Consider the following 24,461-nt stretch of genomic DNA (forward strand, 5'->3'; position numbering starts at 1 on the left):
TCGCTCGCCGTCTCTTCAACACCCTTACTGATCGACTTGGATTTGCCAAGTCCTGGATCGACCAGTTCCTCAGTCCATATTTGCAAAAGTTATCTTAATCATTACCGCCGTGCGTGCGCTTGAGGCTTGAGAAGACGGTTTCTACCATCCAGCGGCGGTTGTATCGATCACGATCCATGCGGGCGTTATGAGCGTGATCGAGCGCCCAGTGAAGTACCTCGGAGGCAAGCCCCGAGGCTTCACCGTTTTGTCCGTGCCGTCCAGAAACGGACGGATGGACGCAGGCGAATTTAAGTCCTCTCGCCGAAGGCTGCATCCAGTTGTTCCCGCATGAATTCACGACGGACGCGGCGAGATCGCGAATCTGAAAGATAATTCCGCATGACTACCTGAGGATCGCTACTACCCTGTTCTGCAGCTATGTCTTCGACGCCCTCGAGAACACCCTCGAGGACTGCTGTATAGGTATCGTACCAGAAGCGACGGCAAAGTTGCGGACTCGGACGCTCACCTTCGATCCGTTCGGGGAGGCCAGCTTTTGACGCTAGATCTTGGAACCAGTTCCGGATCGTATCTCGTGTCACGTGTGGTGTTTCTCCTTGTGAAGATGGGAACAGATACCCGGTCCACGACTCGGCGTCCGCTAACTCGTCGATTCGGGAGTCAAGGATATCGAGACCAAACAGTAGCGACACTTCTCCAGGCCCGTTCTTGCGGCTCTCAAACGCAATGAAGGGGACGTCGTCTTCGGGAACATCACGGTGGAACTGTGAGACGTGTAGTGCTGCAACCTCACTCGCTCGAAGCCCCCAGGCAGCTAATGCTACCACGAGCAGCTGTTCTCGTGTCGTTCTTGCTGCCTGTATCAATTTCCGCACGTGCGTCGCTGAAAGGGCCGGCGTTGGGGACTCTTCGACTTGCCACTTGAATTCGTCGTAGAGGCCGCTCGCAGGATTCATCGAGGCGATCCGCCGCCCAACGAGATGCTGGTACCAGGCGTCGACGACCCGTCGCACACGCTGGAGCGTCCGGGCACTGTATGAGCGCTCTGTTCCGTCGTTCAACCAGTCGAACGCTGCATAGCACGCGTCGGCGGCTTCGTAGGCTGGTGTCTCTTGGTCCCGTTGAATTGGTGTAAGGAGGTCATCTGTGGCGTTCGCTTCACGGTACGCAGATACGTAGAGATTTAGCCGTGTTCGGAGCGTATTGACGGAAGCGGTCGAGAGGCTGTATCGGGATTTTCGTCGGCCGAGAAACTGTTCCAGGGCATCAATCGTGTCTTCGTCTTCCGTGCCCCATGTGTATCCCTCGTCACCGTTACCGAGGCCGAGATCTTCGTCCCAGAACGTGCCGAAGGAGCGATCGTGATGGCGCCGTAGTGCTGCAAGGAACGACCGAGCATCGTGATCTCGAAACCACTGGTGGGTCGGCTTCTCGCTCTTCGGATCGATACTCTCCGCTTCGAGACACGGAGCGATCTGATCCCAATACAATGCTACGAAGTCCTCGAGTGAGCACGATGTCCATCGAACGTCGTCGAACGAGGGTGTCCTCTCTCCCTCGGTTTCGGCACCCTGATCGGTCTCTGACTGACTCATTGGACTGTTTTCCACGGGTTTCGTCCGTTCAGATCTCGAGTGCAGCGAATTTCTAGTAGAAGTCGACTCGCGCTGCCGTCTGGCAATTCTGAGAGTAGCATATTCGGGTTGTTTAGCGGTTTAGTTGGATTCTTTATTATTCTGTGGGTTTTGCTGACTGATAGAGTCTGCGGAACCCACGTCAATTTCGGTGAGAAAATACGCTAAGTGAATAAATCATATGACGCAATATCTTTTTTGGTGGGCCTGATGCACCACAACTTCGGGATCTCAAATTCTACAAACCACCATACAGCTGACACCCGTTACGATCGTCCTCAGAGAAGCTGTTTGAAAAAGAAACTATTCTTCGTCTTCCAAGGCAACAGCGCTCATAGCGTCCATTCCTTGCTGAATCGGATGCTCTTCGTAGAGTTCTTCGCTTCGCAGAAACCCATCTGAGAGGATGTTATCTTCCATACCGCTCTCGTAGATAATCCTCCAGCCGTGACCTGCTTCGTAGGTCACGGCTGTCACCCAGTCGTAGCCAATGAACATCGCGGTGTCCATAACCATCCCGTGTTCCGGATCAAATTTCGTCGTCTGAGGCATTATTGACTGGATGCTCTCGTGTCGTTCGAGTGAGTCACGCTCAGTATCCTTGAGTGGGCGGTCTGGAAGCGATTCAACAAGGGATCCATCTTGAGCCATACTCCAAGTAGCTCTTGGCGCATAAATAACCGTTCGGCGTGGGTCCAAATGTGGTGCCCTAATGGGGAGTCTCTCCTTCGGTTTCAGTATCTGGACTGACTGTTAATGGCATCTAACATCACTCCTGCAGTTGATGACGATGCCCCCGCTTTGGCGGGGGCGATCGTCATCCACGCCAAGAAAGTCTGTGAAACAGCTGATCATCTTTGGCGTGTACTTGGAGACGTCTCGATTCCCGTGGATGGACTAACAGACACTCGACAACAGCACAAAGTCTCGTTCGGAACCGAGTCAATGGCACGGGTCTACATCTACCAGACGATCTACGACCTCGCCCAAAGCGAGGTCGCAGATCGGCTTGAGAACCGTCCAGCACTGCTGAAACAGCTAGGTTTGAACAGGGTGCCGACTCAGCAGAATCTCTCATACGCTTGGAACCAATTCAGCGAGCAAACCAAGACCACGCTTGAGGCCGCTGCGAAGGGAATAGCTCGTGAAGCCCGTGATCACGACGTTATTTCGGAGGCACTCATTCCAATTAACCTGGGTGAAAAGGAAGCGAACGACGATAAATCCGATTCGAAAGTGTCTCGCGCACACGTGCGCGAGCACGGGAGTAAGGTCGTCGAACTCGCTCGCCGACACGGCTTCGCCGAGTTCGACTCCGATAGAGCCGACAACAGGGTCTATGAGGATGAACAGATCCTTGATCTGTTCTCCAACGCGTGCCTCACGCAGGGGAGCGCTCATTCAGAGGGAGAAGCTGGGTGGTTCCTTGAAGAGAACGAGATCTGTGACGACTCGACGTTTCTCCGAGTAATCAAGCAGTTTGCGACGCCATCCGACGAGGAAGTAACGCGCTCCGTTCAGGAGTTGCAGATCGAGGATATCGTCGCGTTCACTGAGCTGTATCGAGAGGCTGTGATGGCCTCGTTCAACGCGGCGACCGAAAATATCCTCAAGACGATTCGTCACGAGGATCCCTTCGACGACCGCCACGTCGTGGCGGCCGTCGACTTCACACACGTCCCCTACCACGTCTGGCCGTGGATCGACAAGGACGAGAAAATCCCGAAAGCAGAGTATCCGCCGATGGTCAGCGGGTACAAAGAAGACGGTGAAATCAAGCACGGGTATACGTTCGCGACGATCACGATCGTCGGGAACGATGTCCCAATCATCCTGGGTATCGAGCCAGTCAAGGAACGCTCTGCATGGGAACCAGAAGATGCGCCAGCCGATTCGAAGGCGGATGTGGTTGACGTACTGCTGGACACAGCCCAGCAGTACGTCGATCTCGACGAAGTGCTCCTAGACCGGGGATTCTACAGTAACGAGGTGTACGCAACGATTCACGACCGCGGGCTTGTGTACATGACGCCAGTGCCGAAGTATGAAGACGATTACGAGGCAATCGGGAAAATCAAGAGCAAAGAAGGAGTTGACGCCGCTGTCAAGAACGATGTTCCGTTCGCCATTGATGGCGAACTCCACCACACTGCAGAGTTCCTGTACGTACCGGCGACTGATGAGGAAGCTGAAGGAAGCTATGCCGTGTTCGTGACCAACCGTGATCACGTCGCTCCCGACGAGATCATGCACGTCACCAACAGCTACAGCCGACGCTGGGATATCGAAAATCAGTACAAGTCGGTGAAAGCGTTTCTTCCCAGGACGTCCTCGAAGGACTACCGTGTTCGGTTGTTCAGCTTCACGTTCGCAGCATTGTTGTACAATCTCTGGAGGCTTACCGATTACTTGGTGAAGCTCGGAACAGACCGCGAGATCAGGTCGCCGCCGGTCGTGACCGCCAGGACATTCGTCCGGGCGGTCAGTCAATCTCTCCGACAAGGTGGCTAAGCGGAAAGCACTCGGTGTCGCTCGCCTGCGGCAAGCCGCAGGACTCGCGTTCTATCTCCTAAATCGTGTGTGAACGCTGCTCAGCACATCTTGCTTAGCGAACCAAGGATTGCGACATAGGATTCGAGAGATATCTACTCGGATTTTATTTGGTTCCTCCGAAGCTCGTTTGTAGACGCTCTACATCCCAGAAACGTGGATGCACAATTTCGGGATGTGAATATCTACAAACCACTAGAATGCATACAGCACACCTGGAAGACTTTGGGGCGGACAAACCATCAACGTACGAATATTGGTCAATTCGTCCGCTGATTATAGTGATAATGTCGTAGTACACTCAACTCGATCGACAGCTGCGTTTGCCGATTGAATCAAGTCGGTGAATCGACCGTACCCATGCGCTAGATCGGCTTACGGATCGAGTTCCCCCGCGAGTACCTTTGCGGCGGTGAGAATTGGATCCCAGACAGGACTGAACGGGGGCGCGTACGCAAGATCAAGATTCTGGAGTTCGGAGACGGTTAGCCCGGTAGTCACGGCGGTTACAACCGTGTCGATTCGCTTTGTACCCTCATGGCCGACGAGGCTCGCACCCAGCACACGCTCGCTCTCCCGATCGGCGACCAGCGTCACGGTGAGGTCGGTCGCGCCGGGATAGTAGTGTGGCCGCGTCGGCGCTTCGATCGTCACATGAACCGGGTCGAATCCAGCCTCACAGGCTTGTTCCGGATCAATTATCCCGGTGCGTGCCGCACCGAGGTCGAACGCTTTGACGATCGCGGTGCCAGCCGTTTCGCCGGTCGGTGTCGGGTCGTCGGAGACCGTCGACCCGATCGCTCGGCCGGCCCGGTTTGCAGTCAGCGCTAACGGGACGTGATCGGGTTCGCCGGTCACGGCATTCGTCGCTTCAGCGCAGTCGCCAGCGGCGTAGACGTCCGCAACGTTGGTGCGGCCGTACTCGTCGGTCGCGATCGCACCCGCCGGACCGAGTTCGATCCCGGCTTCTTCCGCGAGTTCGACGTTCGGCGCGACGCCGACACCGACGATAACGAGATCCGCCGGCACCGTCCCCTCGTCCGCGAGTTCGACTGACTCGACCGCGTCGCCCCCGGCGAACCCCTCGACGGCTGTCTCGAGGTGGAGATCGACGCCCTGCTCGCGGAGGTGGTCCTCGACGACGCGGGCCGTCTCCTCGCCGAACGGCTGGAGGATGTGCGGGAGCATCTCGAAGATGGAAACGTCGACGCCGCGTTCGACGAGCGCCTCGGCCATTTCGACGCCGACGTAGCCACCGCCAACGATCGCTGCTGTCTCCGGATCGACCGCGGTCACGTAGTCTTCGATCGCGTCCGCCTCATCCATGCTCCGGAGGGTGAACACGCCCTCGAGGTCGATCCCGTCGAACGGCGGTTCGATCGCACGAGCGCCGGTCGCGATCAGAAGATCACCGTAGGGCTGATCGAACCGTTCGCCGTTCGCCTCGACAGTGACGATCTTCGCCTGGGGATCGATCGCAACAACTTCGTGGCCCGTTCGGAGGTCGACGTCGCGCTCCTCGCGGAACTCCTCGGGCGTCACGGCGACGAGATCCTCGAGGTCCTCGACAGTGCCTTTCACGTAGTAGGGCATCCCGCAGGCCGCATACGAGACCCATTCGCCCTTCTCAAAGACGATGACGTCCCGGTCTGGATCCTCGCGCTTTGCCTTGCTCGCGGCGCTCATTCCGGCCGCGTCTCCGCCAACGATGACGAACGGTGCTGTCATAGGCGACGGTACGACCGGGAGCACATAAAGTATTTCGTGGGTAACCCAATATTGGGAACTGACAGCTAGAGCTACCAAACCGCGGCCTCGATCGGCGGTTCGGTCCGTTGGCGGACCGGGGTCTCTCGATTGGGGACACTCGCGTTCGACCGCGAAAAGCTCGCCAGATTCGTTACTCGAGGGTGACGCGGCCGTCCGGGCGGATCGTCACGTCGTACCCGCAGTAGCGAAACGAGACGCTGCCGCGGCGGATGGCGTCGTCGCGTCCGGTCGGTTCGAACAGCCGATCGAGCGCGCTTGCGTCCACGACGTCGCCAAGCGGGGGTTTCAGTTCGGCTGGGTCGGTCCCCTCCGCCTCGGCGATCCGTTCGACGACGCGCAGGCTCGGTTTCGTCTTCGGTTCCGGCGGGTCGTCGTACGGTTCGGATTCGATCATGCGTCAGACCAGTAGCTGGATATCGGACTCGGCCATGTGCTGGAGTGCGGTCGCCGCGCCGACGCCGGTCGTCACGCCGTCGTAGAAGTCGTCCTCGTCGTACTCCATCAACTCGATCGTCATCTGGCAGGCCTGCAGGTCGACGCCTTGGTCGAGCGAGAGTTCGATCAGTTCCTCGATCGTGGCCGTGCCGTTCTCGTCGATTTTCTTCTCCATCATGCGCGTGGCCATCCGGTCCATGCCGGGGATCGCAGCGACGGCGTTCGGGACTGGCATATTCGGGTTGCCGACGGCGCTCAGTTTGAGGTTCTTCGACTTTTCCTCGTGGAGAATGTCGAGTCCCCAGAACGTGTGGAAGACGACGACGTCCCAGCCGAAGGCAGCAGCTGTACTGCCAAGGATTAGCGGCGGATACGCCATGTCGAAACTCCCCTGCGTGGCGACGATAGTCATCTTCTTCTGGTCGTCGCCCGTGTCTACGTCAGCGATCGACTCCTCGAGTTCGTCGACGCGCTCGCGCAGCGCCTGCAACTCGGCGGCGTCGAACTCCGTCTCGGGGTCGGAGCCAGGATCAGCGTCGGCGTCCGTCGTCGATTGGTTGTCCGTGCTCATGTTACTCCGTTTTCTTGACGTGGTGGGTGTAGAGGTCCCCGTCCTCGACCTGGTCGAGGAGTTCGACCCCGTCGGTGCCATCCGCCCAGCCCTGAATGTCGCTCATGCTGCCTGAATCGGTCGCCACGACTTCCAGCACGTCACCGGCGTCGAGGTCGTCGATCGCCTGTTTGGTCTTGACGATGGGCATTGGGCAGGACTGTCCTTTCACGTCGAGCGTCTCCGTGGTGTCGTATTCCGAGCTCATGGGTTATCTTTGTGCTCTGTATTGGAGCTATCATACAATATAGGCCACTCCCATAAAAGGATGTCGATTATTGCACTGTATACGAACACCCGTCGTTTGTGGGACACCCGTATTTACCTCCGAGACACACATACGCGCAGTAACTAACTTAATCACCCACTTCACTCCAGTATTGTATTGTATGGTTTAGGAAATACTATGCAAATGCTTAAGTGCTCGGAGCCGATACTGAGCAGTGTACAACATGGACGACATGGACTTTCCAACCCCGGACGTCGAGATCGAATCGGTGACGCCGGACGAGTTGAAAGGACGCATCGACGCAGGAGAAGACGTCACGCTGCTCGACGCGCGGATGGAGTCGGATTACGAGGAGTGGAAGATCGACGGCGAAAACGTCGAGTCGATCAACGTACCGTACTTCGAGTTCCTGGACGAGGAGATCGACGAGGACGTTCTCGCACAGATCCCGGACGATCGGGAGGTGACGGTTCTCTGTGCGAAAGGCGGCGCCAGTGAATTTGTCGCTGGCTCGCTCGCCGAGCGTGGCTACGACGTGAACCACCTCGAGGAGGGGATGAACGGCTGGGCGCGCATCTACGAGCGCGTCGAGGTCGAACGCTACGACGGGAACGGGACGCTCTATCAGTACCAGCGTCCCTCCTCGGGCTGTCTCGGCTACCTTGTCGTCGACGGCGATGAGGGGGCAGTGATCGACCCGTTGCGTGCGTTCACGGACCGCTACTTCGAGGACGCCGCAGAATTCGGCGTCGACCTGAAATACGCGATCGACACGCACATCCACGCAGACCACATCTCGGGTGTTCGAACCCTCGCCGAGGAAGGCGTCGAAGGCGTCATCCCTGCAGCGGCCGTCGACCGCGGCGTCACCTACGCCGACGATCTAACGGTCGCCGAGGACGGCGACGCGTTCCAGGTCGGAGACGCAACCATCGAGACGGTCTCCACGCCCGGTCACACCTCCGGGATGACCTCGTACCTGATCGACGGTGAACTCCTCGCGACCGGTGACGGACTGTTCGTCGAGAGCGTCGCCCGCCCCGACTTAGAGGAGGGAGACGAGGGTGCCGAAGACGCCGCCAAACAGCTCTACGAGTCCCTACAGGAGCGCGTGCTCTCGCTGCCCGACGAGACCCTCGTCGGCGGCGCCCACTTCAGTGACTCGGCCGAGCCAGCCGAAGACGGCACCTACACCGCACCGATCGGCCAGCTTACCGAGGAGATGGACGCGCTGACGATGGACGAAGCCGACTTCGTCGAGGTGATCCTCGCAGACATGCCACCCCGTCCGGCCAACTACGAGGACATCATCGCCACCAATCTCGGCCAGCAGGCTGCTGACGACGACGAGGCGTTCGAACTCGAGCTCGGCCCGAACAACTGCGCTGCCAGCCAGGAGTCGCTGGCAGGTGACTAACGTTTCTGCTCACCAGACGAATGGTTACTGAACTCTTCGCACCCGCGCTGTACGAGTCGCTATTCCCCGCCGGGATTAGCCGATACGCTGTCGGCGGATTGCTCGTCGGCCTCGGTGCCGCCGTCATCTATCTTGGCACCGGTATCCCGGCGGGTGCGAGCACGTTCCTCGAGTCTACCCTGTCGTACGTGTCAAGTCAGTCCCGATTTCAGCAGTACGTCGGATCACGTGACTGGCGAGTCGTGTTCACGCTCGGCATCGTCGCTGGTGCGGCCGTCTACGCACTTACCGTTCAGTCTGGGCTCGTCTCGAGTGGCTTATACGAACCAGGGACCACCGGCCAACTGTACGACGTTGGCGGAGTCTCGCTTTGGCTAACCGATGTCCAGCCCTGGCGGTTGTTCCTCGGTGGAATTCTGGTCGGGATTGGTACTCGAATTGGAAAAGGGTGTACTTCCGGCCACGGTGTCTGTGGTGTCGGTTCAGGCTCGAAGACATCGTTCGTCGGTGTACTGACGTTCTTGATCGTGGCGGTCGGGACGGCCCAGATTGTCATGGCACTCGGGGTGAGTCCGTAACCATGTCGAAGAGACATCCGCTGTTCATGCCACTGATCTTCGTCGGTGGCCTGATATTCGGGTTCGGACTCGGTTTCAGCCACATGGCTCGTCCCGAGGTCGTCTTGAACTTCCTGCAGTTCGAGGATTTCGGGCTGCTGTTCGTCATGGGTGGGGCCGCAGTCGTCACCGCGATCGCGTTCGGGGTGATCCCTCGACTGTTCGACCGCGCACCCCTGACGGGCGATACCTACGGCCGACGGCTGAAGTCGTTCGATCGCAACGTCCTGATCGGCGGTGCAATCTTCGGGATTGGCTGGGGGCTGTCAGGGATCTGTCCTGGTGCGGCCTACGCCAGCCTCGGCGTCGGCAACGTCACGATACTGTGGGCGTTGGCCGGCATGTTCGTCGGTGCCTACATCCAGGGATACTGGCGTAGCCAGCGTGCCGAATCGAGAACATCGACCGCGGGCGCCGACTGAACTCGAGGACCGCGGGCAAACAAATATACCTATCGCGGTGGCCCGCTCACGTATGAGAGCCACCAGTGCCAGCAACGCAACGACGACAGAGACGATTCGAATCGGTCTCAACGGGTTCGGACGAGTTGGACGGAGCATTCTGCGGGCGTCCATTGCCGAGGACGCAGTCGACGTCGTCGCCGTCAACGACGTGATGGACGACGACGATATGGAGTATCTGTTTCGCTACGATACGGTCCATGGACGAGTCCCGGAGGTCTCCCGTGACGGAAACGTTCTCTCGGTCGACGGCCACGAGGTGGAGTTGTTTTCAGAGCACGACCCAACAGAGTTACCGTGGGATGACCTCGAGATCGACGTCGCGTTCGAGGCGACGGGGCTGTTTCGCACGTACGACGAGGCTGCCCAGCATCTGGAGGCAGGTGCCGATAAAGTGATTATCTCGGCCCCGCCGAAAGGCGAAAAGGACGTCCCGATGTTCGTTTACGGTGTCAATCACGAGTCCTACGATGGGGAAGACGTGATATCGAACGCCTCCTGTACGACGAACTCCGTCGCACCGGTGTTACAGGTGCTCGACGAAGAGTTCGGCATCGTCTCTGGCGTTCTCATGACCGTCCACGCCTACACTGGGAGCCAGGGACTCGTCGACGGCCCGATGGAGAAACGACGCCGGGGGCGTGCGGCGGCTGAGAACATCGTTCCAACGACGACTGGTGCCGCAAACTCCACGATAGAGATACTCCCTGATCTCGAGGGGAAACTCGATGGAATGGCGATGCGAGTCCCGGTTCCCAACGGATCGATCACGGATATCACCGTCAACGTCGAAGCCGATATTACGCGAGACGAATTACTCGCAGCTATCCGCCGCGCAGCCGACAGCGGTCACGCGGGCGTACTCGGCTACACGGACGACGAGATCGTTTCCAGCGATATCATCGGACTCCCGTTTGCCTCGTACGTCGACTTGGAGTCCGCGATGGTCGTCGCCAACGATATCGTGAAAGTACTCGCCTGGTACGATAACGAGTACGGATTTTCGACGCAGATGGTGGATCTCGCACGCTACATCGCGTCAGAAACCGATGCCATCGACGTCACAGAGACCATTGCCCAGTGACGGAAGTGGTTCCCGATACATTCGACGTCGACTTCCAACACCCATGCCCACGACTTCATTTCAGACCGTCGACGACCTGAACCCCAGACAGCGATTACTGGTTCGTATCGATGTCAACGCACCCGTCGAGGACGGCGTCGTACAGGACGATCGCCGATTTGCCCGCCACGCCGAGACCGTCCAGGAACTGCTCGCTGACGGCCACGCGATCGCCTTGCTCGCCCATCAGGGGCGACCGGGACGGGAAACGTTCGTCTCCCTCGAGCAACACGCAGCGATTCTCTCCGAGCACCTCGATCACCCCGTCGAGTTCGTCGCCGATACCTACGGAGAGGTGGCACTGTCAGCGATCAGGGAGTTAGAAGGCGGTGACGTACTCCTTCTCGAAAACGTACGGATGTGTGACGGCGAATTACCCGAAGAGGAGCCAGAGGTAAAGGCCGAAACTGACCTAGTTCGAGCGCTTGCAGGGGAATTTGACGCCTACGTGAACGATGCATATCCGACGGCACATCGCTCACACGCCTCGATCGTTGGCTTTCCGCTCGTCGTCGACGCCTATGCAGGCCGCGTGATGGAACAAGAGTATCGGGCAAACACCGCCGTCCGGGAGCAGGAGTTCGACGGTCCAGTGACGATGATCCTCGGTGGAACGAAAGCCGAAGACACCATCCCAGTCGTCGAGCGACTCGCGGATGCTGTCGATCACTTTTGTCTAGGTGGTGTCATCGGCGAACTGTTCCTGCGTGCAGACGGCTACGACCTCGGGTACGACGTCGACGGAACCGACCTCTTTGACCACCAGTGGGAAGACCACAGCGGTGCCATCAAGAACATTCTCGAGCGGTACCGTAACGAGGTAGCGCTCCCGACAGATGTCGCGTACGAAACCGACGGAAACCGGGTGGAAACTGGAGTCGAAGGTATCGAAAAAGATACCTCGTATCTGGATATCGGATCAGAGACGATCGATCGGTACACCGATATCGTCACAGATTCCGACGTGGTCTACGTCAAAGGCGGCGTCGGCGTGTTCGAAGACGACAGGTTCGCCACCGGTACCGTCGAGATACTCTCGGCAATCGCCAGTGCCGACTGTGTATCGGTCGTCGGGGGCGGCGATACAGCCCGGGCGATCGAACTATACGGTCTCGACGAAGACGATTTCACGCGTGTGTCGATAGCCGGCGGCGCGTACGTCCGTGCGCTAACCGGCGAATCTCTCGTGGGAATCGACGCCATCGAGCGCGGGGTTCGAAGCTGACGTGATAGATGGAATTGCACCACGGACCGCAGTTTCAACCGATTCTCGCGCCTGGGTCACGTTCGAGAATCCGTCGGGGAACCTCGGCCGCGTTCTGGGGACACATTCGTCTCGCTGGTCCCGTTCTGTATACAGAACAAGGGGTTACCATCGATGCTTCGTTGGGGAGCTTATGTGTCGTGGCTGTAGTAACCCTTGAAACGGTTTACACACTGATCACAACGCCGCCCTGCGATCAGGTATGCATTGACTTTCGATAGCTACGATAGGTACACGTCGATCGCATAGCGACCGTACGATCAGGAGTGCGTCGTCTTGAGGCGACAACGATAGAGTAACAACTGCAACTATTTACACACTGATCGCCGAACTGTCTGGCGATCAGGTGTGCAGTGACTTGCAGTGGCTACTATAGCAAGTGTGACACCGACGTCGATCCATCAGCGCCGTACATACACCAGTAGAAACACGCCGGCGACGCCGAACGCGATAGCAGCGTACAGTGCGTCATGAAACGACAACACCGCCGCCGCGAGCACGAATGCACTCGAGAGAACGGCGTAGCCGAGTCTCAAATCGGTAGCGGTCGGCTCGAGGGGATCCGTTCTGACGACGAGTTCGCCGCGCTCGAGTTGCCGCAACACGGTATCGGTCCGGGCCGGCAGTCCCGCCACGACTGGCGCGGATTTCCGGACGTCTTCCTGGAACTCCTCGAGCAGTGCCTCGAGTTCGCTCTCGATGAAACCGTGATCGACGAGGAACGACCGCGTCGCCGGTAGAAAGTCGAACTCGGGATCGAGGCTCCGACAGACGCCTTCGCCGACGGTGCCGACTCTGACGAGCAACATCACGTTCGGCGGAATGCGGAACGGAAAGTCGTGAAGCATCGTAAACAGTTCCGTGATGATTGCCCGCCAGGTGATTTCCGAACGTCCCTCGAGCGTCTCGATCACCAGTTCGAGGACGCGACGGACTGCCACACGATCGACCGTCGAGTCGAGAACCTCGAGCGCGATGAGTGCGTCTACCAGTCCGTCGACGTCTCGCCTGACGAGGGTGCGATAGAGCGCGGTGATGTCGGCCTGCTCCTGTGAAGTCAGTCGCTGGCTCATCCCGTAATCGTAGATGACGAGTTGTCCCGTGTCGGTCACTGCGAGATTGCCGGGGTGTGGGTCCGCGTGGAACACGCCGTCGACGAGCCCCATCCGCAGGTACGTTCGGGTGATCAGCGTCGCCATCTCCGTCTCGTCGATCGAGACGTCGGCAAACGCATCATCATCCGTGATCTTCGTTCCCTCGACGAACTCCATCGCGACGATTCGTTTCGAGCACAGTGTTGGATACGTGTCCGGGACGACGACCCGATCGTCGTCGGCGAGGTTCGTGCCGATCTCGTCCATTACCGCAGCCTCGCGCTCGAAATCCAGTTCGTCTCGGATTATCTCCTCGAAGTCGTTCGCAGCGTTTCGAAAGGAATACTGCTGTCGTTCGTCGGCGAAGAACGTTACGAGCGGAAGCAGTCGCCGGATAACCCGAAGGTCTCGCTCGATCATCGCCGCGAGGTCAGGACGACGTACCTTCAGTGCAATGGACTCGCCGTCGTACTCGGCGGTGTAAACGTACGCGAGCGAGCCGCCAGCCAGTGGCGTTACTGTCTCGAGGTCGATGGCTTCGTTCAGTTCGGCTTCGAGGACAGTGAACGGATCACCGCCGGTCTCTTCGGGGACTTCATCCTGCAAACTCGAGAGGGACTCGACGTAGGCCGGCGGAACGATGTCGGGTCGCGTCGAGAGGACCTGTCCGACCTTGATAAAGGCTGGACCGAGATCGAGCATCGTCTGTGTCAGTCGCTCGGCCCGCTCCCGGTTGACGGAGTCCGGAACGGATCGTGGAGGTCCAAACAGCACGAACCGTCGACGATCCCTGAGAAGTGCGATCGCGATCGGGAGGAATCGAACGAGAACCTGGAGATACCGATAGTAGAACCTCATCGACGGCAAACACCGGCGGGTGTGTTCCGAGGGCGATCCATACCTATCCGTGTCGGGAGACACTACTAAAAGTTGACTGGTTTGTCGCCATCGCTTCACGTTCGTAATTTGGGACGGCCCACTGTTTTCCACGGTCGGAGGTGTGGCTTCTTGGCAATCACGGTCGTCGCTTACAATATGTTCAGTACCATCCTCGTCCCCGTCGACGGTAGTTCCGCTTCGGCCGACGCGTTCGAGTGTGCCGTGTCACTCGCCCACGCGACCGGAGCGGCTGTTCGGGCGATGTTCGTCGTCGAACCGTTCGAGTACGACCTCGGAGGTGAAGACGATCCGACCCGATCGGCCGCTAGACAACGCGGTCGGGAAACACTCTCGGCGGTCGTCGAGTCCGCTACCGATACCGACCTCACCGTCGATCGAGACGTCCGCGAGGGTGTTCCGTACCGGGAAATCGTCACGCTCGCTCGAACTACGGCTGACCTCATCGTAATGGGAACCCACGGCCCGACGGCAAAACAGGGACTGGGTAGTACGACCCGCCGTGTGCTCGACACAGCGGACACACCGGTGCTTACCGTTCCTGCTGACGCGTCCATCCCCGACGACGGGCCAGACCGAATTCTGGTCGCGACGGACGGCAGTGAGAGCGCGTCGCGGACAGCAGATCACGCCCTCGAACTCGTTGCAAACGTCGGCAGTGCTGTCGACGTCCTTCACGTCGTCGACGAGACCAATCCTGCACTCAACGACTCCTCTCTGCCGATGGTGGAACTCGCCAGAGAGGGCGGCCACGACCTCGTCGAGCCGATCCGGACTGCAGCCCGTGGACGGGACCTCTCGGTCACGACGGCTGTCACGTGCGGTGTTCCAGGGAGAGTGATACACTCACGTGCGAACGACATCGGCGCCGAGATAATCGCAATTGGAACCCATGGCTGCACCACATCGGCGGACCAATTGCTCGGCGGGACGGCCATGCGAGTGCTGCGACAGACCGATCGACCGGTCCTGCTCTGTCGGTGATCACTCGTCGTCTGGTTGTGAGATTTCGGGATCGAAATCGTCCTCGGGGAAGGTGACACGCGTCAACACCCAGCCATCTGTACGCTGATCATCCTCGAGGTACTCGTTGCCGTCGTGTGTGACGAGCTCGGTCGCGTCGCCATCGTAACGGGCGGTACACTCCCCACATGTTCCAGCTTCACAGGCATACGGGATGTCTACGCCGGCGTCGAGTGCCGGAGACAGAATAGCTTCGTCATCGGCGGCTGCGACTGTCTCGTCCTGTTCGGGAACCCCGACCTCGAACGTGGTCACCTCGTCGGGGTCATCGGCATCCGCATCGTCGAGACATCCCGCGAAGAGGATCGATTCACCGATTCCGGCCAGTATCCGACGACGATCGTCGTCGAATCGTAATCGACACGCCGTCACCGTGGACGACGTATTCGCCTCCGTTTCCAGGACTGGACACTCGTCTGTGTGTGTCGTTGAGAGACACAACCTCACGGGATCTGGCCTGTATCAGTAACCCACAACGGGCACGTTTCATACAAATTACTGTACCGATGTACCAGCGCACCCGCCGCCCGAGTTGCGGGTGCGCCGGAAAAGACGCCAGGAAACCGTGTCAGCACCCGTATCGATCCATACCGTTATACCCGAGATCAGAATACGTCTGCCATGGCCGACGCCGACCGTGTCCTCGTTCCATACGACGGGTCGCCCCACGCAGACGACGCGCTCGCGTTCGCTCTCGAGCGCTTTCCCGACGCTACGGTGACTGCTCTATACGTCATCGAGATTCCCGGGGGTTCGTGGACGTTCCTCGAGGGGCCCGAGGTTCGTCTTCCGGTCTCTGAAAAAGCGCGGGCGCACGCGACAGATGTCCTCGAGAACGCCACAGAACAGACAACCGAGCACGAGCGCGAGGTGGCGACCGAGATCGGCGTGGGGAAGCCGGAACGACGCATCGTCGAGCTGGCAAGGGACGAGAGGTACGATACGATCGTCATCGGGAGCCACGGACGGACCGACATTTCACGCGTGTTACTGGGTAGTGTCGCCGAGCAGGTCGTTCGGGAGTCTCCGGTTCCCGTCGTCGTGATTCGATGATCGAATCAGTTTCTGGTGGGGCACCTATTTGTGGTAGTCCGTGGTCGGTCTCGATGAGATGTACGAGAGCATACTCGTCGCAACGGACGGCAGTGATTCGGCAGACCGTGCGGTCGACGCTGCACTCGATCTCGCATCAGTGTTCGACGCCGAACTCTACGCTATTTCTGTCGTCGACACCCGTCGATACGGCGACTCGGCGCTGTCCGGAAGCGAAAGCGTCGTGAGCGATCTGGAAACGCAGGCGAGCGAGTTGCTGGAGGCAGTCGAGAGGCGAGGCGATAGGGACGTGACGACCGAGCTTCGTCACGGAAAACCACACGGCGAGATTAGTGACTACGCTACCGCAATCGACGCAGATCTCCTCGTTCTCGGGAACAGGGGCCGCGAATCTGGAGAGGTAATCGGGAGCACCGCTGAACGAATCGTCCGTTTCGTGAACCGGCCAGTACTGACAATCTGAACAGCAACGCAGTGACCTGTCAGTAGAGCGGGTGTGAACTATTTGGATATCTCCGACGTGCGTAGCGCTGGATCGATGTACGAGACCATACTAGTTCCGACGGACGGCAGCGCATCGGCAGATCGAGCAGTTGATCACGCGCTGACGATAGCGGACAGGTACGATGCGGCCGTCCACGCGATGTACTGCGTCGAAACACACCGATACGGTGACCCCGCATTGAGCAGCACTGAGATCGTACTCGACGATCTCGAGGACCGCGGTGCCGAAATGCTCGCCGCGGTCAGAGACCGTGGCGCTGACGAGGGAATCGAGTGTACCTCCAACGTGTGTCGTGGCCGGCCCTGGGAACAGGCAGCGGAGAAAGCAACAGAGATAGACGCCGATTTGATCGTCATCGGATATCAGGGACAGAGCCACACGAAGACCGATCGAATCGGGAGCGTGGCCGAGCGAATCGTCCGGACTGCCGACCGGCCCGTGTTGACCGTCTGATCGTCCAGCAGTACGGGTCCTGAGCTGGAAGGGAAAACACGATAGGCAACAGACCAAAGACCGGTGTCGCCGTAGGAGTTGGTATGTACGAGGACGTCCTCATCGCGACCGACGGGAGCGAGGTTGCATCTGACGCCGCTTCGGTCGGCGTTTCATTCGCGCAAACACTCGAGGTAACGGTCCACGTGCTAGCGGTCGTCGAATCCAGTAGCGCCGGGTCGGCACAGCGCGACAAGCGTGAATCTGACGCCGAAACGGTCGAAGCGAAGGCCGCTAACGCCGGTTGTGACGTCCGCTTGGACGTTCGAACGGGGCGACCTGCCGACGAAATCCTGTCGTACACCGACGAACACGATATCGACGCGATCGTCGTCGGGACGCACGGTCGAACCGGCTTACGACAGGCGCTGCTCGGCAGCGTCGCGCTTGCGGTAATTCGCGATGCGAGCGTTCCCGTCCTCACGGTCGGCGCAGATGCCGTCTGGACGGACAGTATCGACGACGTCCTCCTCGCAACCGACGGGATGAGCGGAGCAGCGGCCGCGACAGAACAGGCGCTCTCGATCGCAGCGGCATGTGACGCGACCGTCCACACACTGTACGCGATCGACGTTGACCCCGACGTTCCGGAGCTCCAGGAAGGATTCGAGGAACACGGTCGCTCGGTCACGACGGGTGTCGCAGATCGGGCCACAGAACGCGGCCTCGACGCGACGACGACGCTCGTCCACGGCCCACCACACGAGGTCATCGGTGAATACGCAGCCGAGGAAGACGTCGACCTGCTCGTGATGGGAACCGAGAGCAAATCCAACCTGGAGCGGCTCGTCGTCGGCAGCGTTTCCCAGCGCGTCGTTCCGGACGCACCCGTTCCTGTGCTGACAGCGCGGACGATCGAGAGGTAGAGAGTGTCGTCCTACGTGTGCGTCTTCGATTCGATCGCGGTGAGTACCTCCGAGACCAGTTCGCAGTCGTCGTACCGTATCCTCCGGTCTCGGCCGTCGTACTCGACGAGTCCTGCCTCCTCGAGCATCGGCAGGTGAACGTGTCGAAGCTGGATCAGCCAGTTGCCCGAATCCGGCGTCTCGAACTCGATGGACAGCTGTTGCTGGAGGTCCTCGAAGTGAATCAAGCTCTCGTCCCGTGCGTCCAGCACGGTGACGATCTGCCGACGACGGTCGTTCGCGAGAAGACGGAGGACCTTGTTCGGGTCGGTCGGACACTGCACGGGTTTTTCGTCGTCGATCGGACGCTCGGTCATGGTTGGCAGTTCGAACGTCGACGGCCCGGGTAAAGTATCTCTACGGGTCTTCCCACGCCACGAAAACACCGTTTTCGTCGAACCGTCTGGTTTCCAAATCTGTTCAGAACCGTCGCATTCGCTCGCCCCGCTCGACGACGGTGCCAGACGATGCCGGCGAAGCGCTACCGGTCCCACTCGAGTCGTTTGCGGCTATTTTCGCACTCTTCGTTACAGCGGCCGCCACGAGCAGCTGCGTATCCGACCCCCTCGAGCGTGCCGTCCGATGGCTTTCGAGTCCACGAATCACGCCGTCCGGGAGAGCCCGGTTGATGTCATCGATCCGCCTCCGTCGGCAACTGGACGATCCGAAGGGCTGCAATACGCGTATCGTCGACACCTTCGACGACGATTTCGACGTCATCGATGACGATCCGATCGCCCGCTTCGGGGAGTCGGCCGACACGATCGAGAACCAGCCCGGCAACGGTATCGGACATCGGCGGCTCGGGTAAAGAGCACGCTAGCCGCTCGTTGATCTCCGTGACGGCGACGTCACCCTGAACGATCGCGATCCGGTCGTCGACGACCTGAATCGGGACCGACTCTCGAGGCCGGAGGATTTCACCGACGATCACCTCGGTCGGGTCTTCGGTCGTGACGATGCCTTCGGTCGTCCCGAATTCGTCGATGACGACGCCGAGATGGACCTGCCCACGTTGTAACTCCGCGAGCACGTCGTCGGCCGGCATATTCTCGGGAACGTGAACCGTCGGCTGCATCACGTCCGTGAGATCGATCGCGTCGGGATCGCGAGCGCCGTAATCCCGTTCCCGGACGAGGTCACAGACGTGGACCGCACCGACGACGGTATCGAGATCATCTTCGTACACCGGCAGATGTGTAAAGCCACGTGCGACGCAGGTCTGAATTGCATCCTCCAGCGAGTCCGTCGTCGAGACAGCCACTACGTCCGGACGGGGAACCATGATCTCACTCGCTGGGGTCTCGTCGAACCTGAACGCCCGGCGTAACCGATCGCGCTCGTCGGCTTCGATCGCACCGGCACGTGCCCCAGCCACGATCAGTTCTTGCAGATCGCTGCGCGTGATATATGCGGACTCGATCGGTGTTCCAGCACCGACGGCACCGTTGACGAGCCGCGTCAGTTTGTCGAAGAGGACGACGAACGGCGACAGCAACCGCTCCGAAAGCTGGATCGGACGGGCAACACGAAGCGCCCACGACTCCGTGTTCTCGACGGCGTAGGACTTTGGCGCGCTCTCGCTGAAGAGCAAGACGAGAGATGTGATCCCGACCGTGGTAAGCACGACAGCCTGGCTACCAGTGACGTAGAGGCCGAGCAACGCCGTCGCGACGCTCGACATGGCGACGTTCGCGACGTTGTTCCCGACCAGAATCGTCACGAGCAGTCGATGTGGATCCTCACGCAGCGACTCGACGACGGGTGCGTTCGTCGCCCCGCTCTCGACCAGAACGTCGACTCGGTGTTGCGGGAGCGCGAACATCGCGATCTCGGCCGACGAGAAAAATCCCGACACCGCCATCAGTATCGCGACCGTCAGGACGCCGGCGATGGTAACGAGCCATAGGGGAAGATCCGGAACGGGCGTCGCCACCTCGACCGTGGTCGTCGCCATACCAATCACAGCCGTCGCCACAGGTTCCGATAGTGCGGAACCGAACGACACAGTCGGCTCGAGTGTACTCGAGAGTGTCTGTCCCATCGGTTGCTCTACAGCGACCCGATAGAAAAACGTCGTGAGTGGGTAACTCGTTCGCTCGACGTGACGTACGAGACGCCGGCCACGACCAGGTGCGTACGCGAGGAGTTACCCCAGCTCAGTGATCGGTCACCGAACCACCGTGACTGGCACCGGCGCTCGCCGGACGACGGTCTCGGCAACGCTGCCGAGCAGCACACGAGTAACGCCGGATCGACCGTGACTACCGAGGACAACGTGGTCGACGTCGTGCTCTGAAGCGAACTGGACGATGCCGCGGGCTGGCGAACCGATGAGTGTCTCGGTACTGATGGACACGTCGTCGCCACCGATCTCTCGAGCGGTCTCGAACGCTTCCTCTGCCGTTTCTTCTTCGGCTTCGATCGCTCGCTGGATATTGTACGGTGCGTCGGCGGTGTAGGCAGAGACGGTCGGGTTGATGACGTGCAACAGCGTGAGTTCGGCTTCGGGATACGTCGAAGCGGCGTGTTCGATCGCTTTTCGTGCCGGTTCGGAATCGTCAGTCGGGACGAGAACGTGCATAGCTGACCGTTTGGTAGACGAACTAATATACGTAAGGCCCCGTTCCCGATAGGTAGTGACTGGAACGCTACGCAGCCGTCTCGAGGCTGCCGAGTCGTCGCTGTGACACCCGGTAATCTACCGAGTAACCGATCGGTCTCCGATCTCGTAGATTCACTCCCCTCGCTTGCGCCCGGTGACCGACTCCATCTCTAGTTCCCAGATTTCGGGCTCGAGTGCCTCGACGTCCTGGTCGAAGACGTACAGCCGGTGAAACGACTCGTTGAGTGTCGCCGCGTCGAAGCGCTCGCGTTTGGAGCCAGTGAGCTTCCGTAACGGGCCGTGAACGAGGATGCTCCAGCTTTCGTCGCTCGAGCCGTTGCTGTAGAGACAGAAGCAGGCGTCGGTCGTCGTCTCGACGTACGCCATCTTGGTGCTCGAGCCGTCGGTTGCCAGCCGGACGTATAGCGACGCGCCGTCGTAGTGGTATCCGACCGGGACCGCATACGCCGAGGAGTCGTCTGCAAGTGCCAGCACGCCGACCTCGTTTTCCTCGAGCCGTCTGTCGATGGTTTCCGCATCCATGCCGAACGTATACACGTACTCGATTTTGTCCATCGGTAAACGGATGATGACGATTGCCAAGAAACTTTCCCATACGGGTGTCACACAGGACGCCCCAAAGCAGCGGTCGTCGAAGCGTCCAGGGCCAACAGCACGATCACGTCAGAAGAACGCAGTAGCCGCAATCACGACGAGAAACGCGTGCCAGACGATGGCTGTCGCCGCCACCCGCGGATCGGTGGTCGGGAGTGGCGGATTGCGAAAGATCGCATGGTAGACGAACAACGTTGCGATGAGCGTTCCGATGAACAGGCCCGTTTGGAACCCGAGGCCGGTCAGGAGTCCGAGAAACGCCCCACCTAGCAGGCTCCCGGCAATGGCGACGATGATCTTGTCGTAGTAGTCGATCATGGGCGTTTTCCTCGTGTAACGATACGCCCCCCACGAATAGAAATCCCCTGCCAGTTCTCGCGCGGCAGGAATTCGACCCACAGAATCCACCGACGTCGACGACCGATCAACGACGTCGGATATGGTATCCGTCGAGAACGAAACTGGACTACATCGTTCGCGAGGTCGTTCACGATCGTGATGCTTTCGGCGACCGTGGTCGGGCAGGTAGTTCCGCAGTATCGATGCGAGGACGGATCGTAGTTGGACGAACGAGTGCGCTCGCTACTGTTCGCTCGCGAACGTGATCGAGTCGTCACGCTGGTGGGTAGCGACCGCTGGCTCGAGGGGACCGTCGCCTGCGATGGTTCGGAACTGGAGTCGAGTCCGAGCACAGTTTCTACGGTGGGCCTGACGAGTTCGAGATCGATCAGTACGGTGGCCGCTGTGCCTGAACGACGGCCGAGAGTTGCTGATGTTCATCGGCGAGTAGTTCGTTGAGGTCGTCGATCGTGATGATCCCGCTTAGTTGACTATCGTCGTCGGTAACCGGCAACCGACGGACACCGTGGTCGCTCATGAATTCCGTCGCCCGATAAAAGCCCGCGTCAGCCTCGATCGTACACAGGTCTGTCGACATGACCTCCTCGGCAGTGATGTCGTCGGGACGTTTCCCGTCACCGACCACGCGGAGTGTGAGGTCTCGATCCGTGACGATACCGATCGGCTCATCCGCGTCGGTGATGACGATACTGCCGACGCTCTCGTCGTCCATCGTCGTCGCGAGCTCCTGGACCGACGTATCGGTGGTTGCTGTAACGACGTCACTGCGTGCGAGGTTATCGATTGGCATGGTTCGGGTATCCATCCGTGGTCAGTTCTCATAATACCGAGGGCTGTCCGTCTCTATTCCATAGTCTCACGCTTGCTGACCATTCCGTATTGGCCCATCTGCAAGCGCCGAGCGAGAAAATTGAAACAATAGGATGCCTGTGTATCTCGGTCGACGGCTGCGACGACCGTCGGTTATTCCGTCACATCGTCGAGAAAGAGTCCGACGAGCAAGAGCACGAGTGACGGTTTACGGATAAACGCGGCCGCGTTGACTCACTATCGACAGCGGCAGCATGGGTCGCTAAAACAACAGAGTTGCAGCAGAAGACCTCGATTGGTTAGACTATAGTAGCTATTGAAAGTCAATGCATACCTGATCGCAGGACAGCATTGCGATCAGTGTGTAAATTGTTTCAATATTACTATAGCTTCGGTCCGAATCGCCGAGACCCCCCCATAGTTGATGTCTGGCTCCAATGAAACGTACCCAATGCGCCACGTCGAGGTTTCGCTCCGACCGGAGACACGCGAGCCAGTATTGGAGGTGCTCGACTCAGAACGGGTCGACTACACAGTTGTGCCGACCGACGACACCAGCGATTATGACTGCCTCGTTTCGTTTACCCTCCCGAAAAACACCGTCGACGTCATTTTGAACGAGTTGGAGGAGGCCGGACTCGGCGAGGACGACCATACGGTGATCGTCACAGCAGACACGGTTATCTCCCGGAAGTTTGGCGCTTTCAAAGATCGGTATACGGGAACAGTACTGGCTGACGAGCGCCTTGCTCGCTACGAGTTGTACGCCGAATCAGAGGCACTGGTGTCGACGATTCCAATATACGTGACACTGACACTAGTGAGTGCGATCGTCGCGACGGCCGGACTGTTGCTCGATTCGGCGGCCGTCGTGGTCGGATCGATGGTGATCGCACCGTTGATTGGACCGGCGCTCGCCGCCAGTGTCGGGACCGTTCTCAACGAACATGACCTGTTCTGGACCGGAGTTACGTATCAAGTGCTTGGAGTCAGTGTTGCAATCGCCGGTTCTGCGGTATTCGCATGGCTCTCGAAGTCGCTGTTTCTCGTCCCGCCCGGAATCGAGGTCATCGAAATCGACGAAGTCAGCGAACGGGTTCTTCCGAACCTCTTTTCGCTGATCATCGCCTTCGGTGCGGGAATTGCCGGCGTGTTGGGCCTCTCGACCGGTGTCTCCGTCGCACTGGTTGGCGTGATGATCGCCGCCGCACTGATCCCGCCCGCTGCGGCCGCTGGTATCGCTATCGCGTGGGGCGTACCGAACGCCGCAGTCGGCTCGCTCATCCTCGTTTTCGTCAATTTACTGAGTATCAATATCACGGGTCTGTTCACCCTCTGGGCGATGGGCTATCGTCCCCATATTCGAGGTGAGACAGGGATCGCTCGACAGTTAGTCCGTCGTCGCCTCGTCGTGCTTACGCTCGTCGTCCTCGTCCTGTCGACGTTCCTGATCGGCGTCACATGGGCATCGTACGAACGCGCATCGCTCGAGAACGACGTCACGACGGAAGCGGAGGCCGTCCTTGACTCGCCCGCCTATCATGACGTCACCCTCGTCGAGGTCGAACTATTTCTCGAGGGAGGAATCCCGTTCGAACCGGCCATACGAATCGAAGAAGGATCCGTGCTCGAGCAACCCGAGCGCATCGTAATCACGGTCGAGAAGCCGGTCGACGACGACCATCCGGAATTCGTCTCGGAACTGGACGAACGAATCACCGACGAAACGGGATATGACGTGCGGGTCGACGTTCGGTTCATCGAGTACCATACTGTGTAGAGAATCGAAACGCTTTACGACTGACCTGTTACCGCGGCTGGTAAGCATCGCTCGGCTTCGCCATGCGAGCGCGTTCCTATAGAACTTCAACGAATTACAGAACTTCAACGAATTATAGCCCGTTGCACGCTTTCGAAATTAGCTGCGACCTATCATGGTGTGGGCACTAGCGTCTAAAATAGTCACTTTAACTAGACTAGAAGTCGGAT

The 24,461-nt window shown here is 59.2% G+C and carries 26 protein-coding genes and 1 pseudogene; 12 read left to right on the plus strand and 15 right to left on the minus strand.

The annotated features are described in order from the left end of the window. Positions 1–106 precede the first annotated feature (106 nt). The 3 genes and pseudogenes from D8Y22_RS13425 to D8Y22_RS13435 all read right to left on the minus strand — a co-directional run. Positions 107–202, minus strand: a pseudogene (locus D8Y22_RS13425) (IS5/IS1182 family transposase); the annotation flags it as partial. Between the two features lie 88 nt (positions 203–290). Further along, a complete protein-coding gene (locus D8Y22_RS13430) occupies positions 291–1,598 on the minus strand; it encodes a tyrosine-type recombinase/integrase (RefSeq protein WP_141465216.1) in 1,308 nt (435 codons plus the stop codon). A gap of 342 nt (positions 1,599–1,940) precedes the next feature. Further along, positions 1,941–2,288, minus strand: a complete 348-nt coding sequence (locus D8Y22_RS13435) for a hypothetical protein (protein WP_246084440.1) — start codon at positions 2,286–2,288, stop codon at positions 1,941–1,943. Between the two features lie 105 nt (positions 2,289–2,393). On the opposite strand from D8Y22_RS13435, the gene D8Y22_RS13440 reads away from it, so the two are divergent. After that, positions 2,394–4,148 carry a transposase gene (locus D8Y22_RS13440; protein WP_141465217.1) on the plus strand — a complete coding sequence of 585 codons (1,755 nt, stop codon included), beginning with the start codon at positions 2,394–2,396 and terminating at the stop codon, positions 4,146–4,148. A 414-nt stretch (positions 4,149–4,562) separates the two neighbouring features. Here the strand turns inward: D8Y22_RS13440 and D8Y22_RS13445 are convergent, their stop codons facing one another. The 4 genes from D8Y22_RS13445 to D8Y22_RS13460 form a co-directional block, all read right to left on the minus strand. Continuing rightward, positions 4,563–5,915, minus strand: a complete 1,353-nt coding sequence (locus D8Y22_RS13445; protein ID WP_141465218.1) for an FAD-dependent oxidoreductase — start codon at positions 5,913–5,915, stop codon at positions 4,563–4,565. Positions 5,916–6,087: 172 nt separating this feature from the next. After that, positions 6,088–6,351 carry a HalOD1 output domain-containing protein gene (locus tag D8Y22_RS13450; protein ID WP_124190025.1) on the minus strand — a complete coding sequence of 88 codons (264 nt, stop codon included), beginning with the start codon at positions 6,349–6,351 and terminating at the stop codon, positions 6,088–6,090. A gap of 3 nt (positions 6,352–6,354) precedes the next feature. Beyond that, the gene (locus tag D8Y22_RS13455; protein ID WP_141465219.1) at positions 6,355–6,963 is read right to left on the minus strand and encodes a DsrE/DsrF/DrsH-like family protein; all 609 of its coding nucleotides are present in this window, start codon (positions 6,961–6,963) and stop codon (positions 6,355–6,357) included. A 1-nt stretch (position 6,964) separates the two neighbouring features. After that, on the minus strand, positions 6,965–7,210 hold the full coding sequence (locus D8Y22_RS13460) for a sulfurtransferase TusA family protein (RefSeq protein WP_141465220.1): 246 nt from the start codon (positions 7,208–7,210) through the stop codon (positions 6,965–6,967). A 244-nt stretch (positions 7,211–7,454) separates the two neighbouring features. Here D8Y22_RS13460 and D8Y22_RS13465 point away from each other — a divergent pair, with 244 nt between their 5' ends. Genes D8Y22_RS13465 through D8Y22_RS13485 form a run of 5 tightly spaced genes read left to right on the plus strand, consistent with a single transcriptional unit; the run spans position 7,455 to position 12,074 of the window. Then, positions 7,455–8,648, plus strand: coding sequence for an MBL fold metallo-hydrolase (locus tag D8Y22_RS13465; RefSeq protein WP_141465221.1), 1,194 nt, complete (start codon positions 7,455–7,457; stop codon positions 8,646–8,648). A gap of 20 nt (positions 8,649–8,668) precedes the next feature. Next, the gene (locus tag D8Y22_RS13470; protein ID WP_141465222.1) at positions 8,669–9,226 is read left to right on the plus strand and encodes a YeeE/YedE family protein; all 558 of its coding nucleotides are present in this window, start codon (positions 8,669–8,671) and stop codon (positions 9,224–9,226) included. Between the two features lie 26 nt (positions 9,227–9,252). Beyond that, a complete protein-coding gene (locus D8Y22_RS13475) occupies positions 9,253–9,687 on the plus strand; it encodes a YeeE/YedE family protein (RefSeq protein WP_141465239.1) in 435 nt (144 codons plus the stop codon). A 52-nt stretch (positions 9,688–9,739) separates the two neighbouring features. Then, positions 9,740–10,810, plus strand: a complete 1,071-nt coding sequence (gap, locus tag D8Y22_RS13480; protein WP_141465223.1) for a type I glyceraldehyde-3-phosphate dehydrogenase — start codon at positions 9,740–9,742, stop codon at positions 10,808–10,810. Between the two features lie 43 nt (positions 10,811–10,853). Then, entirely contained in the window at positions 10,854–12,074 is a 1,221-nt protein-coding gene (locus tag D8Y22_RS13485) for a phosphoglycerate kinase (protein ID WP_141465224.1), read from the plus strand. A gap of 440 nt (positions 12,075–12,514) precedes the next feature. On the opposite strand, the gene D8Y22_RS13490 is transcribed toward D8Y22_RS13485, so the two are convergent. Beyond that, complete coding sequence (locus D8Y22_RS13490) at positions 12,515–14,065, minus strand: ABC1 kinase family protein (RefSeq protein ID WP_141465225.1); 1,551 nt, start codon at positions 14,063–14,065, stop codon at positions 12,515–12,517. Positions 14,066–14,242: 177 nt separating this feature from the next. Here D8Y22_RS13490 and D8Y22_RS13495 point away from each other — a divergent pair, with 177 nt between their 5' ends. Then, positions 14,243–15,088: a universal stress protein gene (locus D8Y22_RS13495; RefSeq protein ID WP_141465226.1), complete on the plus strand. Its 846-nt coding sequence runs from the start codon at positions 14,243–14,245 to the stop codon at positions 15,086–15,088. Here D8Y22_RS13495 and D8Y22_RS13500 read toward each other — a convergent pair whose 3' ends face one another. Next, a complete protein-coding gene (locus D8Y22_RS13500; protein ID WP_246084441.1) occupies positions 15,089–15,499 on the minus strand; it encodes a 2Fe-2S iron-sulfur cluster-binding protein in 411 nt (136 codons plus the stop codon). A 249-nt stretch (positions 15,500–15,748) separates the two neighbouring features. Here D8Y22_RS13500 and D8Y22_RS13505 point away from each other — a divergent pair, with 249 nt between their 5' ends. From D8Y22_RS13505 to D8Y22_RS13520, 4 genes are all read left to right on the plus strand, one after another. Next, a complete protein-coding gene (locus D8Y22_RS13505; protein WP_141465227.1) occupies positions 15,749–16,180 on the plus strand; it encodes a universal stress protein in 432 nt (143 codons plus the stop codon). A gap of 58 nt (positions 16,181–16,238) precedes the next feature. Continuing rightward, on the plus strand, positions 16,239–16,643 hold the full coding sequence (locus tag D8Y22_RS13510) for a universal stress protein (RefSeq protein WP_141465228.1): 405 nt from the start codon (positions 16,239–16,241) through the stop codon (positions 16,641–16,643). A 75-nt stretch (positions 16,644–16,718) separates the two neighbouring features. Then, a complete protein-coding gene (locus D8Y22_RS13515) occupies positions 16,719–17,138 on the plus strand; it encodes a universal stress protein (RefSeq protein ID WP_141465229.1) in 420 nt (139 codons plus the stop codon). Positions 17,139–17,221: 83 nt separating this feature from the next. Then, positions 17,222–18,043 (plus strand): universal stress protein, encoded by an 822-nt coding sequence (locus D8Y22_RS13520; RefSeq protein WP_141465230.1) that lies wholly within the window; start codon positions 17,222–17,224, stop codon positions 18,041–18,043. A gap of 11 nt (positions 18,044–18,054) precedes the next feature. On the opposite strand, the gene D8Y22_RS13525 is transcribed toward D8Y22_RS13520, so the two are convergent. The 6 genes from D8Y22_RS13525 to D8Y22_RS13550 all read right to left on the minus strand — a co-directional run bounded on the left by D8Y22_RS13525 (position 18,055) and on the right by D8Y22_RS13550 (position 22,452). Continuing rightward, on the minus strand, positions 18,055–18,399 hold the full coding sequence (locus D8Y22_RS13525) for a DUF7344 domain-containing protein (protein WP_141465231.1): 345 nt from the start codon (positions 18,397–18,399) through the stop codon (positions 18,055–18,057). A gap of 314 nt (positions 18,400–18,713) precedes the next feature. Continuing rightward, positions 18,714–20,039 (minus strand): hemolysin family protein, encoded by a 1,326-nt coding sequence (locus D8Y22_RS13530; protein ID WP_246084442.1) that lies wholly within the window; start codon positions 20,037–20,039, stop codon positions 18,714–18,716. 213 nt (positions 20,040–20,252) lie between these two features. Further along, entirely contained in the window at positions 20,253–20,666 is a 414-nt protein-coding gene (locus tag D8Y22_RS13535) for a universal stress protein (RefSeq protein ID WP_141465233.1), read from the minus strand. Between the two features lie 153 nt (positions 20,667–20,819). Next, entirely contained in the window at positions 20,820–21,263 is a 444-nt protein-coding gene (locus D8Y22_RS13540; RefSeq protein WP_141465234.1) for a pyridoxamine 5'-phosphate oxidase family protein, read from the minus strand. 108 nt (positions 21,264–21,371) lie between these two features. Then, on the minus strand, positions 21,372–21,620 hold the full coding sequence (locus D8Y22_RS13545) for a hypothetical protein (RefSeq protein ID WP_141465235.1): 249 nt from the start codon (positions 21,618–21,620) through the stop codon (positions 21,372–21,374). Positions 21,621–22,029: 409 nt separating this feature from the next. Next, positions 22,030–22,452 (minus strand): CBS domain-containing protein, encoded by a 423-nt coding sequence (locus tag D8Y22_RS13550; protein WP_141465236.1) that lies wholly within the window; start codon positions 22,450–22,452, stop codon positions 22,030–22,032. Positions 22,453–22,923: 471 nt separating this feature from the next. Between D8Y22_RS13550 and D8Y22_RS13555 the strand changes: the two genes are divergently transcribed. Beyond that, positions 22,924–24,252: a TIGR00341 family protein gene (locus D8Y22_RS13555; RefSeq protein ID WP_141465237.1), complete on the plus strand. Its 1,329-nt coding sequence runs from the start codon at positions 22,924–22,926 to the stop codon at positions 24,250–24,252. Positions 24,253–24,461 lie beyond the last annotated feature (209 nt).

This window comes from Salinadaptatus halalkaliphilus, from assembly GCF_006543045.1.
Lineage (GTDB): Archaea > Halobacteriota > Halobacteria > Halobacteriales > Natrialbaceae > Salinadaptatus > Salinadaptatus halalkaliphilus.